At 42.0% G+C, this 14551-nt stretch carries 9 protein-coding genes; all 9 read left to right on the forward strand.

From position 1 onward, the window contains the following. The first annotated feature begins 29 nt into the window (after positions 1-29). The 9 genes from ABTP35_RS13805 to ABTP35_RS13845 all read left to right on the forward strand — a co-directional run bounded on the left by ABTP35_RS13805 (position 30) and on the right by ABTP35_RS13845 (position 14548). The gene (locus tag ABTP35_RS13805) at positions 30-1202 is read left to right on the forward strand and encodes a FecR domain-containing protein (RefSeq protein ID WP_293295585.1); all 1173 of its coding nucleotides are present in this window, start codon (positions 30-32) and stop codon (positions 1200-1202) included. 64 nt (positions 1203-1266) lie between these two features. Continuing rightward, complete coding sequence (locus ABTP35_RS13810; RefSeq protein WP_252079320.1) at positions 1267-4794, forward strand: TonB-dependent receptor; 3528 nt, start codon at positions 1267-1269, stop codon at positions 4792-4794. A gap of 17 nt (positions 4795-4811) precedes the next feature. After that, positions 4812-6191 (forward strand): RagB/SusD family nutrient uptake outer membrane protein, encoded by a 1380-nt coding sequence (locus ABTP35_RS13815; protein WP_293295581.1) that lies wholly within the window; start codon positions 4812-4814, stop codon positions 6189-6191. 208 nt (positions 6192-6399) lie between these two features. Beyond that, on the forward strand, positions 6400-7287 hold the full coding sequence (locus ABTP35_RS13820) for a PIG-L deacetylase family protein (protein WP_224834904.1): 888 nt from the start codon (positions 6400-6402) through the stop codon (positions 7285-7287). Between the two features lie 57 nt (positions 7288-7344). Then, positions 7345-8601: an MFS transporter gene (locus tag ABTP35_RS13825; protein WP_224834903.1), complete on the forward strand. Its 1257-nt coding sequence runs from the start codon at positions 7345-7347 to the stop codon at positions 8599-8601. Further along, positions 8601-9446 (forward strand): ROK family protein, encoded by an 846-nt coding sequence (locus ABTP35_RS13830; RefSeq protein ID WP_293295578.1) that lies wholly within the window; start codon positions 8601-8603, stop codon positions 9444-9446. The genes ABTP35_RS13825 and ABTP35_RS13830 overlap by 1 nt, the downstream gene beginning before the upstream one ends. 21 nt (positions 9447-9467) lie before the next feature. Then, positions 9468-12110: a hypothetical protein gene (locus ABTP35_RS13835; protein ID WP_293295576.1), complete on the forward strand. Its 2643-nt coding sequence runs from the start codon at positions 9468-9470 to the stop codon at positions 12108-12110. An 85-nt stretch (positions 12111-12195) separates the two neighbouring features. Further along, positions 12196-13629 (forward strand): DASS family sodium-coupled anion symporter, encoded by a 1434-nt coding sequence (locus ABTP35_RS13840; protein WP_224834900.1) that lies wholly within the window; start codon positions 12196-12198, stop codon positions 13627-13629. Between the two features lie 76 nt (positions 13630-13705). Beyond that, positions 13706-14548, forward strand: coding sequence for an ATP cone domain-containing protein (locus ABTP35_RS13845; RefSeq protein WP_293295574.1), 843 nt, complete (start codon positions 13706-13708; stop codon positions 14546-14548). Positions 14549-14551 lie beyond the last annotated feature (3 nt).

Genomic DNA, 14551 nt, shown 5'->3' on the forward strand with positions numbered 1-14551 from the left:
TCTCTTTTAAAAGTGACAATAATACTCAGATGACCAAGATTGATATCAGACGAATAATTACACGGTACATCAACCAAGAAGCTTCGCAGGACGAATTGACGATTTTGTTCGAATGGATTCAAAAGGGAAATAATGCAGAAGTGTTCAAAAAGTTGGTGCAGGCAGATTTTTTGGTCAAGTACGAAGATAAGCCTTGGGCTACCGAAGCTGCTTTTGAAAGTTTCTTGGATACGATTAAAGAAAAAGAAAACAGAAAGATCAGGTCGTTGTTCGTGCGAGAGCATGTTTGGAAGTATGCTGCCGTGATCATGATTGTTTTAGGTTCCTCACTGTACTTTTTGCTCAATCAGAACCCGTTGGGGGACATTCAGGTGAATTTAGACCCCAATCAAATTACCATACAGTTGGATAATGGTGAGATTTTGACCATTGATCCAGAAACCAATGCTACGGTAAAAAGTAAAAAGGGCAATACGGTAGTATCTTTTGTAAATGGAGTTTTGAGTCAAACCGAAGAAGGTGAGAACAAAGGAGAGGTTGCTCAAAATACCATTAGGGTCCCTTACGGCAAAAACCTTTCCGTTACGTTGCAAGACGGTTCCGTGGTGATGTTGAATTCTGGTTCAAGCCTTACGTATCCTTCCAGTTTTGAAAACTTGGACAAACGGGAAGTTGCCCTAAACGGAGAGGGCTTTTTTGAAATAGCGAAAAACCCCGAAAAACCTTTCATAGTTAAAACAGAAACTATGTACACTCAGGTTTTTGGAACGGTATTTAATGTTTCCGCCTATAAGGAAGATGGTCCAAGCGAAGTGGTGTTGGTAGAAGGGTCAGTTGGTGTTGGTGAGTTTAATGGTATGGTAAACAGTGACTTACAAATGATGGTGCCATCGCAAAAAGCTACCAAATCTGAAGGAAAGGGCTTTATCGTGGAACATGTGGATGTGTCCTCATATATATCGTGGACCAAGGGAATATTGGCTTTTGAAAATGAATCCATGGCACAGATCATAAATCGTTTACAGCGTCAGTACGATATAAAAATCGTAAATCAATACAGAGAATTGGGAGAGCGGAGATTTACGGGTATGTTCGATGAGGAATCAATAGATAATGTGCTCAGAACCATACAGGCACATACCCATTTTAAATACGAAGTTGAAGGAAATACGATAACAATAAAAAAGAACAAAAAAGAATAGTGCCTATGATGTGAAAACCTTTAGAAACCAAAAAACTTAAATTACTAACTAGACTAATTCAATTATGAAAAAAACCAAGACTATATGTGCCATAGTTCCTAAACTCGGGCAAAAATTGCTTTATGGATTTTTCCTGCTCTTTATGTTTGGGCAAGTCAATGCAGCGTCTTGCGCGCAATATGATAAAGTGGCCGCGAACTTTGATGACACACGATTGAGTGATGTGTTCGAAACCATCACAGAAACAACAGGTTATAAGTTCTTTTATGAGGCCACCGAGGTCAACATAAACCGAAAAGTAACCGTAAACGGTGCAAATCTTTGCATCGAAGATTTCTTAAAAGAGGTATTTAAAGGTACCGACCTTTCTTTTGAGATCATTGCTAGACAAATAGTGGTGAAAAAGAAAGAAAAGACTTTGAAAAGCCTAGTTCCACAAAAGAAGATCAATGCTGAAAACCCACCACAGTCCAACTTAACCGGGGTTGTATTGGATAATGCAGGAATTCCGTTGGCAGGAGCTACCATTATAGCAAAGGGTACCACGGTTGGAGCTACTACGGATTTTGATGGTAATTTCGAAATTACCATGCCATCCGGTGTAACGGTAATCAGAGTTACCTACATTGGTTTTAAGGCAAAAGAAGTCGATGTTGCCGGACAAACTTCCGTTAATATCACCCTGGAACAAGATGCCGCCGCTCTAGAAGAGGTAGTAGTTGTTGGATACGGTACATTGGCAAAGAAAAAAGTAACCGGGTCTGTGGTTTCCATTACTCCGGAAACCATAACCGAAGTACCGGCTCTGACTCCGGAAAGCGCCCTTATTGGACAAGTAACAGGTGTTCAGGTGCAGGAAGTTTCTGGTGAACCAGGTGCTGCACCGAATATTCGAGTTAGGGGATCGGGATCTATTTCTGCGGGAAACGATCCATTGTTCGTAGTAGATGGGATTCCTATTTCACGAAACCTTACATCATCTAGTCAATTGGGTGGGGTAGCAAGCCAAAGAGCTGCGTTTCAGCCTCCAACAATTAACCCATTGGCAACCTTGAACCCAAATGATATTGAGTCTATCCAAGTATTGAAAGATGCCAGTGCCGCTGCCATTTATGGTTCAAGAGGTGGTAACGGTGTTCTTTTGATCACTACAAAAAAAGGATCTAACAATGATGAAGGAGTTTTTTCCTTTGATTCTTATGTGAGTATTCAATCGGTAGCCAACAAATTGGATTTGATGAATGCCGAAGAACTCATAGATTTTACGAGAGATGCAAGAAACAATGCGTATCTTCAGGATGTTCCGGGAGCATCTGTCGATGATCCGATCGGTCCTGGTGATAGAGGAAATGCTAATTATGAGATGCCGGAATCATTCCTTAACTGGGATGGAACCGATACCGATTGGCAAGATATTATGTTCAAGACAGGGGTAGTGCAGAGCTATAACTTTTCCTATGCATCACCGGTAAGAAATAAAACTAGTTTTTACGCTTCTACAGGATATTTTTCGCAGACTGGTATTATTGACAAGGCCAAGTTTGAAAGATATTCCGTATTGTTGAACGTAAATTCCCAATTAACGGAAAAACTGAACCTTGACCTGAGATTGGCTCCTACGGTGACAGAGAACCAAAGGGTTCCGGCAAACTCACCATATTTTGGAACACCTCCGGGAATTGTATATTCCGGTATAGTTCACTCGCCAACAGTTGCTCCATACAATCCCGATGGAACAATCAACCAGTTGAACAACCAGTCTTATTTAGGAGGAGGTACAACTACAGCGAGTAACCCATTGGCCATTATTGAAGCGGTGGATGATCAAATATTCCAGTTTCAAACAAGAGGTAATCTTGCCTTGACCTATGATATTCTTCCGGAATTAAGCTTCAAGACCTTTGGTGGGGTTTACATCAACCTATACAACCAAGATTTTTACAGGGCCAGTACGTTGTTATATCGTAATTCGGCAGATGGGAATCCATACGGACAAGCATCTTCTTCTACGGAGACCAACTGGTTGTGGGAGAACACCTTGAACTGGACCAAGGAGTTCGGCGATCACTATATAGATGCAGTAGTTGGTTATACAGCGCAAAAGGACAATGTACACCTGAAAAGTGTTTTGGCCAATAATTATCCGGACGATCTTGTGCCGACCGTTAGTGGTGGACAGGTGTATGGCGGTACTGCCATTAAAGAGCAGTGGTCTTTATTGTCCAGCTTGTTTAGGGTGAATTATAGTTACAAGGATAAATATTTGTTTACTGGAACTTTCCGTTCCGATAAATCTTCTCGTTTTGGTAAAAACAACCAAACAGGATACTTCCCTTCCTTTTCTTTGGGATGGAGATTGAACGAAGAGGACTTTTTGGCGGATTCAGAAACTATATCCGAACTTAAATTGCGTGCCAGCTGGGGACAAACAGGTAACTTTGAGATTCCAAATTATGGGGCTGTTGGTCTTTTATCGCCTCAGAACTATAACCTTGGAGGAAACCAAATCAATGGTCTTGTACAGAGCACAATTCCAAACCCAAACCTAACTTGGGAAAAATCAGAGCAAATAGATTTAGGTATAGAATTAGGGTTGTTCAACAACAGAGTTTTCCTTTTGGCCGATTACTACGACACCAAAACAAGGGATTTGTTGCTTAACGTGGCCATTTCTTCAGTTTCTGGTTTCGAGACCACTTTAAGAAATTTGGGAGAAGTACAAAACAGAGGTTTTGAACTTGCTTTGAGCACCAAGAACTTTGTAGGTGAGGATTTTACTTGGAATACCGATGTTAATTTCTCCACCAACAAAAACGAAGTACTTTCCCTGAACGAGGGCAATGAGCCTATTTATTCTTCAGGTAGTGCGGGTGTACGACACGTAACCAGGGTAGGAGATCCTATCGGTAGCTACTATGGTTATGTAGTGGACGGAGTATATCAATCCCAAGCTGAGATTGATGCTGCACCATTCGATACACAAGCGCCCGATCCAGCACCTGGGGATTTCCGATTCAAGGATATCGATGGTGACGGAGAGATCACTCCAGATGATAGAACCGTAACAGGAAGTTACTTCCCGGATTTTAACTGGGGTATTAACAACAGGCTGACCTACAAGAACATCGATTTCAGTTTCTTGATTCAAGGAGTGGAAGGCAATGAAATTCTAAACCTGACTTCAAGACACATGAAGAACGGTGAGGCCAACTTTAACTCCTATGCCATATTCAATGACCGTTGGATATCGGAATCCCAACCAGGAAGCGGTTCTGTGCCAAGGGCGGATAGGGTATCCGGAAATCACGGTAACAACAATAGACCTTCTTCTTTTCAAGTAGAGGACGGTTCTTATGTTCGATTAAGAAATGTAACCTTGGGTTACACTTTGCCGACCGATAAGTTTTTTGGAAGCAAAATTCAGAAACTTAGGTTCTATGTTACGGGAACAAACCTCTTTACCATTACCGATTACCTCGGTTATAACCCAGAGGTTAGTAGCATTACCACGAATAGTTTAACCCCTGGGGAGGACTATGGAGCATTTCCATTGGCTAAATCCTTTACCTTGGGCGTAAACCTTAAGTTCTAACCTAAAAACTGAGAAAAATGAAACGAATTCTATATATAATGCTATGCACGGCACTATTTACCGGGTGTAGTGAAGATTTTACCGATCTAGCACCAATTTCCAATAGGAACGAGGCGGACTTCTATAACACTGCGGATGATTTTGAAGCCGCTGTTACCGCCAGTTATGCCGGTCTTCAAAGCACTGGTGTATATGGTAGAGGGTATTGGACCATGTTCGAGATGCGAAGCGATAATACAGATCAAGGTCCGGATGCTACCGGATTGGCACGTCAGTATACCGAAATAAATGCATTTACCGAAGACGCCTTGAACGAGCAGGTTACCTCTGCATGGAGCGAATCTTATAGGGTAATAGCCAATTGTAACGTTATCTTGGATCGTATTCCAAATGTTGAGTTGGACGCAGCATTTAGTGATCAACTTGCTGGTGAAGCATTGTTTATTCGATCTTTAATGTATTACCATTTGGCAATCGGTTTTGGCAATATTCCCTTGCAGTTGACCCCATTTGTGGCTGGAGACGAGCTTACGCAAGTGGACGAAACTACAGTGCTACAACAATTGGTCACCGACTTGACCACTGCAGAACAAGGTTTGCCAGTATCCTACAGCGGAAGCGAAGTGGGTAAAGCGACCAAGGGAGCTGCAGCAACATTGTTGGCCAAAGTATTGTTGACATTGGGCGAAAATTCCGCCGCAGAAACCGTGCTCAGAAGAATTATTGCCAACTATGGTTACGAATTAGTACCAAATTATTCGGATCTATGGGGCGTGTCCAACGAGAACAATGTAGAGTCCATTTTCGAAGTGCAGTATATCAGTGGAGGAATTGGTCAAGGTAGTTTGTTTACCAACGATTTTTCACCAAGTACCGATCTGCAGACCGGATCTGGTTTTGGTAGAAACCGTCCAACGCAATCTATGATGGATGCTTACGAAGATGGAGATTTGAGATATGATGTTTCCATGGCAGCTACTTACGAAAACCTTGAAGGTGAAACCGTTGAGCAGCTACATGTGAAGAAATATCAATCAGATTTGGCCATAGAAAACGATTCTGATATCAATTTTGTGGTGTTCCGTTATGCCGATGTATTGTTGATGCTTGCCGAAGCCTTGGGTGAAACATCGGAAAGCTACGATTTGATAAATGAAGTTAGAAATAGAGCAGGATTGGCAGATATCGATGCATCCAGCCCAGGAACTTTTGAAGAAAAGTTGTTGCAGGAAAGAAGAGTTGAACTCGCTTTTGAAAACCATCGATGGGCAGACCTTAAACGTTTCAATGCCATTGACAAAGTTATCGATGCAGAGGACTTTATAACAGGCACAAGAGAGTATTTCTATATCCCACAAAGGGAAATGGACATCAATCCAAATTTTGTGCAAAACTAAAGATCGACAACGAAGTATTCGTGAGTTTATGTTTTGTTTTCATTCATTAAGTTAGTTTGTTTGATCGGTCCCAAACCATGGATTACCTACTTATACCTATGGACGATCAACTAACTTAAAGTGTTGAAAAAGAATAGTGTAGTTGCTTTTTTATAAAGCGACCAGGAACAGAATTGTAAAATAATAACCTAATAAATAAAATAGTAAGATGAGAAAGTTAATTATGGCTGTTTGCTTATGCTTTGCCGTGGCAACATTGCAGGCACAACAAAAAAAAGTGTTGAATATTCTGGCCATCGGAGCACACCCGGATGATTGTGATTCCAAATTTGGTGGAACTGCAGCTTTGTTCGCTAAAATGGGACACAATGTAAAGTTCCTATCGTTGACCAATGGTGATGCAGGCCACCATGCAATGGGAGGCGGTATTTTAGGCAAAAAGCGAAGACAAGAATCTGTAAATGCCGCTAAGGCATTGGGCATTGCAGAGTACGAAGTATTGGACAATCACGATGGTGAATTGTTGCCTACTTTAAATGTTCGTTTGGAGGTAATCCGCAGAATACGTGATTGGAACGCAGATATTGTTTTGGGGCTAAGACCCAACGATTATCACCCAGACCATAGAAATGCAGGTTCAGTGGTACAAGATGCAGCTTACATGAACATAGTTCCCAATGTAGCTCCCGATACCCCACCACTAAAAAAGAACCCGGTATTCCTTTACATGAGCGATCATTTCCAAAAGCCTTATCCATTCATAAAGGATATAGCGGTAATTGTGGACGATGTAATCGATGTAAAAGTAAAAGGTTTGGCAGCTCACGATTCCCAGATGTTCGAATGGTTGCCTTGGACAAGAGGTGTAGACCTTTCTACCATACCAACAGAGGAAAAAGCAAGATTGGCATGGCTAAAAGAAAGATGGATGGACAGAAAACCGGATGCAAGCACATTGGAAGCTGTTAAAAAATGGTACCCAAATGTAGATGTGTCAAAAGTTAAACAAGTAGAGGTTTTCGAAATTTGTGAATACGGAAAGCAACCTACCGAAGAGGAAATCAAAGAAATGTTCCCAATGTTGGGTTCTAAATAAGAAAATAGGCATTGACCACCCAGGAAAAATCCAAGTGTAATTAACCAACCAATTAAAATGGAGAACAGCAAGCCCACGACCAAAAGGTATATACATATTATAGGCTTGGTAATGATCGTATTTTTTGTGATATCGTTCATTACTAATATCCTTAATTCGATTATCGTTGATGTAAAGGACAGTTTTGACCTTAGTCTTACATTGACAGGATTATTGCCTTTCACCTTTTTTATAGCCTATGGGATTATGTCCATACCGGCCGGGTTTTTATCAGAAAAATACAGTGAACGGACACTACTATCCGTTTCATTTTTGGTCATGGCGCTTGCTTCCCTGGGTTTTGCCCTATTACCGCAATACGCTGTTTTTAGTATTACCCTTTTTGTATTGGGTTGTTGTATGGCCGTATTGCAGGTTATTATCAATCCAATGTTGCGCGTAGCGGGCGGCGAAGAGCATTTTGCCTTCAACTCGGTACTGGCACAATTGGTATTTGGTGCAGCCTCCTTTTTAAGTCCCTATTTGTACAAATATTTGGTGAGCAAGGACAACACGGACGATACCTTGGCAGAAACATTGCGCGGATGGGTCCCACAAGATTTACCATGGGCCTCATTGTATATTGTTTTTGCAGCAATCGCATTGATCTTGTTCTTTTATGTATTCTTTACCAAGTATCCGAAGTTTGAAAAAACGGAAGAGGAAAAAGCTGGGGACCGTAGTTCTTACTGGGACCTTTTAAAAAATAAATGGACCATACTTTACTTCCTGGGAATATTTTGTTACGTGGGAACGGAACAAGGGGTAGGTAACTGGATATCACAGTTCCTAAGTCAATATCACGGACTGGATCCACAAACGGTAGGTGCGAATACAGTATCCTATTTCTGGGCAATGTTGACCGTAGGCTGTTTACTGGGCTTGTTATTGCTCAAGTTTATGGATAGCCGAAAACTCTTGATTTTGGCCACGTCCATTACCATAGTATGCTTGGTGGTGGCACTTACCGGTTCCGCCCAAATGGCATTGATCGGCTTCCCAATGGTAGGCTTCTTTATCTCTGTAATGTATTCCATAATATTCTCATTGGCCTTGAATTCGGTCAAGGAACATCATGGATCATTATCCGGAATTTTATGTACCGGTATCGCTGGTGGAGCTGTAATACCTTTCATAGTTGGGGGACTAGGGGAAATCATGTCCCTACAATCGGGAATGTTCTTTCTGATTATTCCTTTGGGCTTTATCCTATCTATCGGATTTTGGGCCAAACCTTTAGTAAACAATAAAACCATCAGCTTAAAGAAAGACTAGTGGCAGAAGAAACACGAACAGTTTTGGGAGTGGATATCGGAGGAACCAAGATCAAAACAGGCAGGGTTTTGGGAACACAAGTGGAACGGACAGGTTTTTCCATGGTGGATAAAAATGATTCCCTGGAAACTTCACTGGTCAAATTATACGAAACCATTGAAGAAGTGATGAACGACTCCGTTACCGCCATTGGCGTAGGTGTGCCGGCAGTGGTCGACGCAGATTCCGGCGTGGTGTTCGATGTACAGAACATTCCATCTTGGAAAAAAGTACCATTAAAGCAATTCTTACAGGATAAGTTCAATGTACCGGTTTTCTTAAACAACGATGCCAATTGTTTTGCATTGGGAGAAAAGCATTTTGGAAAAGCTACCCATTATAAAAATTGTGTAGCCCTTTCCTTGGGAACCGGTCTCGGTATGGGAATCATAATAGAAAATAAATTGTACAACGGAGTTTTGTGTGGTGCAGGGGAAGTTGGAATGCTATCGTACAAAGATGGAATTTTGGAACAGTACACGGGCAGTTTCTTTTTTGAAGATGCCTATGGTACATCTGCAAGAATTCTCTACGCAAAAGCTTTGGAAAATGATATAAAAGCTATCGCTGCCTTTAAAGAATATGGTATGCATCTGGGCGAAGCGATAAAGAACATATTGTATTTGTTTGCTCCGGAAGCCATAATTCTAGGTGGCTCCATAAGTAAAGCCCATCCTCTATTTAAATCCGCATTGGATGATGCGCTCAAAACATTCGCATACCAAAAGCAATTAGAAAATTTTAAAATAGAAATCTCGGATCTGGTGGATTCGCCCATCTTGGGTGCTGCTGCACTTTGTCTTTAAAAAAATAACCTTACTGAACCAATGAGAATATTACTAACACTAGTTCTGGCATGCTTGCTGCTTCAATCCTGTGCTGAACCCAAAGTAGCGGGAAATCAGCTGAGCATTACAGTCGAAAACAATAAAAAAGGGGCGCCCATAACTTTAGGGGTACCTTTTCCAAAAGGAGAATTAAACTCAGTGGACCATATTCGTTTACTGACATCAGATGGTACCGAAATCCCGTGCCAGACCACAGAAGTGAGTACTTGGGGCCCTATCGATGATAGTATAAAATGGGTGTGGGTATTTTTCTTCTCCGAAGAAACCACAGATTATGTGCTGGAGTATGGTGAAGGAGTTGTACCAATGCGTCCTACGGAAAAAATAATATCGGCCAACAACATGAGGCCAAGTGGTGGAATCGAAGTAAATACGGGAGCCATTTCCTTTAACATTCATAAAAAAGGGGACGGATTTTTGGATGAAGTCTTTTTAGATTCCAACAACGACGGCGAATTTTCAGAGAAAGAGCTGATTGCATCTTCACCGGGCAGTAATAGAGGTTCTTTTTTCGATTTACTCGATGATGCAGGTATCGATTCATCCAAAGCGGTGATCAATGAAGTGTTCCGTGAAAAAGGCTCAGGTCCAATGCATTCCATTTTTAGGATAGAGGGAACCTATACCTTCAGTAGGGACGATAACAACTTATCGCCTTTTACCATCTGGCTGCACGCATATGCAGGAAAAAGTTACATAAAAGTGTTGCATACCATGACGTATACCGGAGTTCCGGATAAGCACAAAATTCAGGAAGGGGAGCACGCAAATATTGCCACACAGAAAGAAAAAATTATTTCGGAGAACACAGCCGACGACGAAGGTTGGACCCAGCCCAATGATCAAATAGCAGGAATTGGACTTCAGTTAAAATACCATTTGGACGAAAATGCAACCGTTTCCATGCCATTGCAAGAAGGCTCTTGGAAGAATGATAACGCTCCTTCAACAATGAAAGAGACGGGTCTCGATGGCTCATCCATACAATTGCTACAAAGAGGACCGGCCAAAAAAAGTCCACCTACCTTAAGGGATGTTTATCTGGGCCAAGCCACAAAAAATAGTGATAGTGCAAACAAAATAGACGAAGAATTCCAGGCAACGGTAACCCAAGGAACAGAAGAAGTCGCCAAATCACAAAGAGCCAAAGGTTGGTTGAACGTAACCGATGGCAAAAGGGGAATTGGCGTAGGGATACGGAACTTTATGAAAGAATATCCCAAAGGGATAAAAGTAGATCCCGCCAATAATTTGCTTTTGGGAAGCATTTGGCCGGAAGAGAATGGGCCCATGAGCTTTGAAAGACACCATACGGCCATGGACGGCGGAATGTTGTCCAATTTTGCCCAAGGGATAACCAAAACTACCGAGTTCATATATTACTTCCACGACAACAAGAACGACGTTGCCGAAAAAATGGATTATGTAGTCGAAAGCCCAGTTGCACACGCCACACCGGAGTGGTACACCAATTCCAAGGTGTATGGCAATATGGCACCGGCATCATCCGAACATACTGAGTTCGAAAATGCCCTTCAATATAGATATCAATGGTGGGCCTACAACCAAAAAAATCAGCCATGGTACGGCATGTTCAACTATGGTGATGGAAAAACCTATTACTATAACGGCCATTGGGTACAGTGGACCAACAACGAGCCCACAGTGGATTTTATGTTGTGGACCAACTTTATGCGAACGGGCGACCCCAAGTATTTTGAACTGGCCCAAGCCATGAGCAGACATACCATGGATGTGGACAACATACACTGGCCCAAAAAACGCACATACTATGGTCAGATCAACGATGCCATCGACTTTTGGAACTTTGAGGATGAGCCGGAATCCACACCTTATTTGGGTATTGGTAGAAGGCATGCCGCAGAACACTGGTATTCGTTATTAAGTGCACACGTTTGGATTCAGGGTTGGATCGCCGATTACTATTTAACAGGCGACCATAGGGCCTTGGAAGTAGCTAAAATGACAGGAGACACTTACATTAACCGAATATGGGGTGAACACGATTTGCGAGGTAGAAGGTTGTATTTGTCCGTACTCAATATGGTTGAGTTGTACGATGCCACAAAATTGCAGAAATATAAGGATGAGCTGGACGATAGGGTACGATTAATGCTCGAATTCCAAGAACGCCAAGGCGGAAACCTATTGTTGGATAGATATGGATATTCCCAGCCCTATGTGGCGCAAGGACTGTATAAATATCAACAGATTACAGGTGATGAAAAAGTACGCAAGGCCCTATTGAAGCACGCCAGATGGGTGCGCGATGTACCTCCATTGAACCACGAAATGGAATCGTATTTGGCTACCATTTACCCTCTATTGCTAGGTTATGAGATAAGTGGACAGCAAAGCTACTTGGACGAAGCCTTAGCAAGGGCGGAAATACTTAAAGTAGGTGAATTGCCAAAATCACCTGACCAATACGATTCAACAGAAGACTATAGTAAAGACCTTTTGGGAATATCCAATCTGCCCATGAGCAAGGGACGATTTACCAATTGGCAGACCAACCAAGGACTGCGTGTTTTTGGATGGACACATGCATATAACATTCCTTATTTACTATACTGGATGGATAAGGAAAATATCGACTAAATCTAGTAATCTTCGGAAGGGGGTGGTGTAGCTTTAGGGCCACCATCCCTTTTTTATTTGCACAAAAACTAACTATCCAACTCCTATGTCCTACAAGAAATTCGGCCTAGTATTAGGCCCGCTACTTTTTATCCTGATTCAGTTATTCTTTAAAGATGAAACACTCTCCGTACAGGGCAAAAACGTGCTGGCGGCCACCGTGTGGATTGGAGTATGGTGGGTTTTTGAAGTGTTGCCCATTGCGGTCACCGCTTTATTGCCCATACTAATGTTCCCCCTTTTGGATGCTGTTGCATTGAGCGATACCACTGCGAGCTATGGACACAAGTATGTTTTTCTGTTTATGGGTGGTTTTATTTTGGCGGCAGCCATAGAAAAGTGGAATCTACATAAGAGGATAGCATTGCAGATCATTAAAACCATCGGAACCAATATGTACACCATTGTATTGGGATTTATGGTGGCCACTGCGTTTCTTTCCATGTGGATCTCCAATACGGCAACAACCGTAATGGTAATCCCAATGGCCGTTTCCATTGTAAAACAATTAAAGGACAATCCGGATACACCGGAGGATGAAAATAAAATATTCAGTAAATTATTAATGCTGGCCATTGCCTATGCCGCTTCGATCGGTGGGATTGCAACTTTAATCGGAACACCCCCAAATTTGGTATTTGCCGGATTCGTTCAGAAGACCTACGGCGTGGATATTAGCTTTTGGCAATGGATGAAATATGGACTGCCCGTATCTTCCATACTTCTCATACTGGCCTGGCTTTATCTTACTCGAATTGCATTTCCTTTAAAACAGACCCGGTTTCCAGGGGGCAAAGAAGAAATAAATAGGCTATTGGCCGAATTGGGACCCTTGGGAACAGAAGAAAAGCGGGTATTGTTCGTTTTTGTGTTCACGGCCTTTTGTTGGATCACAAGATCGTTCTTGTTACAGCAGTTCATGCCCAATATGGACGATACCATTATAGCCATAGGTGCAGCCATTATCCTTTTTATGATTCCGGCCAATAAAACAGGGGAGCCTTTGATCAACTGGAGAGAAGCGGTACAAATACCATGGGGAATCATATTATTGTTTGGTGGTGGTATGGCAATTGCAAAAGGATTCCAGGATACTGGTTTGGCCAACTATCTTGGTGGACAAATGACGGTTTTTGAAAGCTTGCCATTGTTCGTTTTACTGCTTTTGATCATAACCTGTGTAAACTTTTTGACCGAAGTTACCTCAAATTTGGCCACCACCGCCATGATGCTGCCCGTACTGGCACCGTTGGCGATAACGCTTGGCGTAAACCCTTATTTATTAATGGTCGCGTGTACTTCGGCCGCATCTTGTGCATTTATGCTTCCTGTGGCCACGCCCCCTAATGCTGTGGTATTTGGTTCGGGCTATCTACGTATACAGGATATGGTACGAACCGGATTTTTAATGAATATATTGTCCATAATAATTATGGCAATTGCGGTATTCTTTGTTTTGCCGTACCTGTGGAGGCTCTAATCGGCCCAATTACCTCTTATTGGTAAAATTGATGAATGTCATACCGTTCTCCTAAAAGGATGTTTACTTTAGTAATATGGCAAACAATAATCTCCAAATTACTAAATCTTCCGGTGAACAGGTCAAGTTTTCCATCGATAAATTGGAAAGATCCCTTCAGCACTCTGGTGCCAACGAAGAAATGGTGCAAGAGGTCGTAAGTAGGGTAGTGGATGAATTGTATCCCGGAATTTCGACCCGGGAAATCCATAATAGAGCATTTGCCCTTCTTAAAAAGAAAAAATCCATTTATGCATCCAAATACAAATTAAAAAAAGCCATTTACGAACTGGGCCCGACCGGATTTCCTTTTGAAAAGTTCATCAGTGGGATTCTATATTATTCAGGATACAAGACACAAGTTGGTGAAATGGTCCACGGTACCTGCGTTGCCCACGAAATAGATGTTTTGGCCATTAAGAATGGTACAATGAACGTAATCGAGTGTAAATTTCATGGAGATGATGGACTAAAATGCAATGTAAAAGTACCATTATATATCAATGCACGATACCAAGATGTAAAAGGACCCATGAAATCCAACAAAGAGAAGAATTACACATCGACCCTTGGTTGGGTTGTGACCAACACAAGATTTACCAAAGATGCCCTTGATTACGGCAATTGTGTGGGATTGTATTTATTGAGCTGGGACTATCCGGATGGCGATGGACTTAAGGAAAGGATAGATAGGTTGCGGTTATACCCCATTACCGTATCCACATTATTATCGGGTAGGGAAAAACAGTTTTTGCTGGAACGCGGCGTAGTGCTTTGCAGGCAATTGGAAAAAGATAGTTTTTACCTAGACCATCTGGGCGTATCCAATGGCAGAAAACAGCGGATTCTTAAAGAAATGAAATCATTGTGCAATTCGTAAGAC

This window comes from Flagellimonas alginilytica, assembly GCF_042134605.1.
Taxonomy (GTDB): domain Bacteria; phylum Bacteroidota; class Bacteroidia; order Flavobacteriales; family Flavobacteriaceae; genus Flagellimonas; species Flagellimonas alginolytica.

Bases quoted from the DNA above. Each gene is read 5' to 3' on its own strand.
- ABTP35_RS13845 (WP_293295574.1), top strand. From the start codon at position 13,706: ATGGCAAACAATAATCTCCAAATTACTAAATCTTCCGGTGAACAGGTC.
- ABTP35_RS13840 (WP_224834900.1), top strand. From the start codon at position 12,196: ATGTCCTACAAGAAATTCGGCCTAGTATTAGGCCCGCTACTTTTTATC.
- ABTP35_RS13805 (WP_293295585.1), top strand. From the start codon at position 30: ATGACCAAGATTGATATCAGACGAATAATTACACGGTACATCAACCAA.
- ABTP35_RS13825 (WP_224834903.1), top strand. From the start codon at position 7,345: ATGGAGAACAGCAAGCCCACGACCAAAAGGTATATACATATTATAGGC.
- ABTP35_RS13835 (WP_293295576.1), top strand. From the start codon at position 9,468: ATGAGAATATTACTAACACTAGTTCTGGCATGCTTGCTGCTTCAATCC.
- ABTP35_RS13815 (WP_293295581.1), top strand. From the start codon at position 4,812: ATGAAACGAATTCTATATATAATGCTATGCACGGCACTATTTACCGGG.
- ABTP35_RS13820 (WP_224834904.1), top strand. From the start codon at position 6,400: ATGAGAAAGTTAATTATGGCTGTTTGCTTATGCTTTGCCGTGGCAACA.
- ABTP35_RS13810 (WP_252079320.1), top strand. From the start codon at position 1,267: ATGAAAAAAACCAAGACTATATGTGCCATAGTTCCTAAACTCGGGCAA.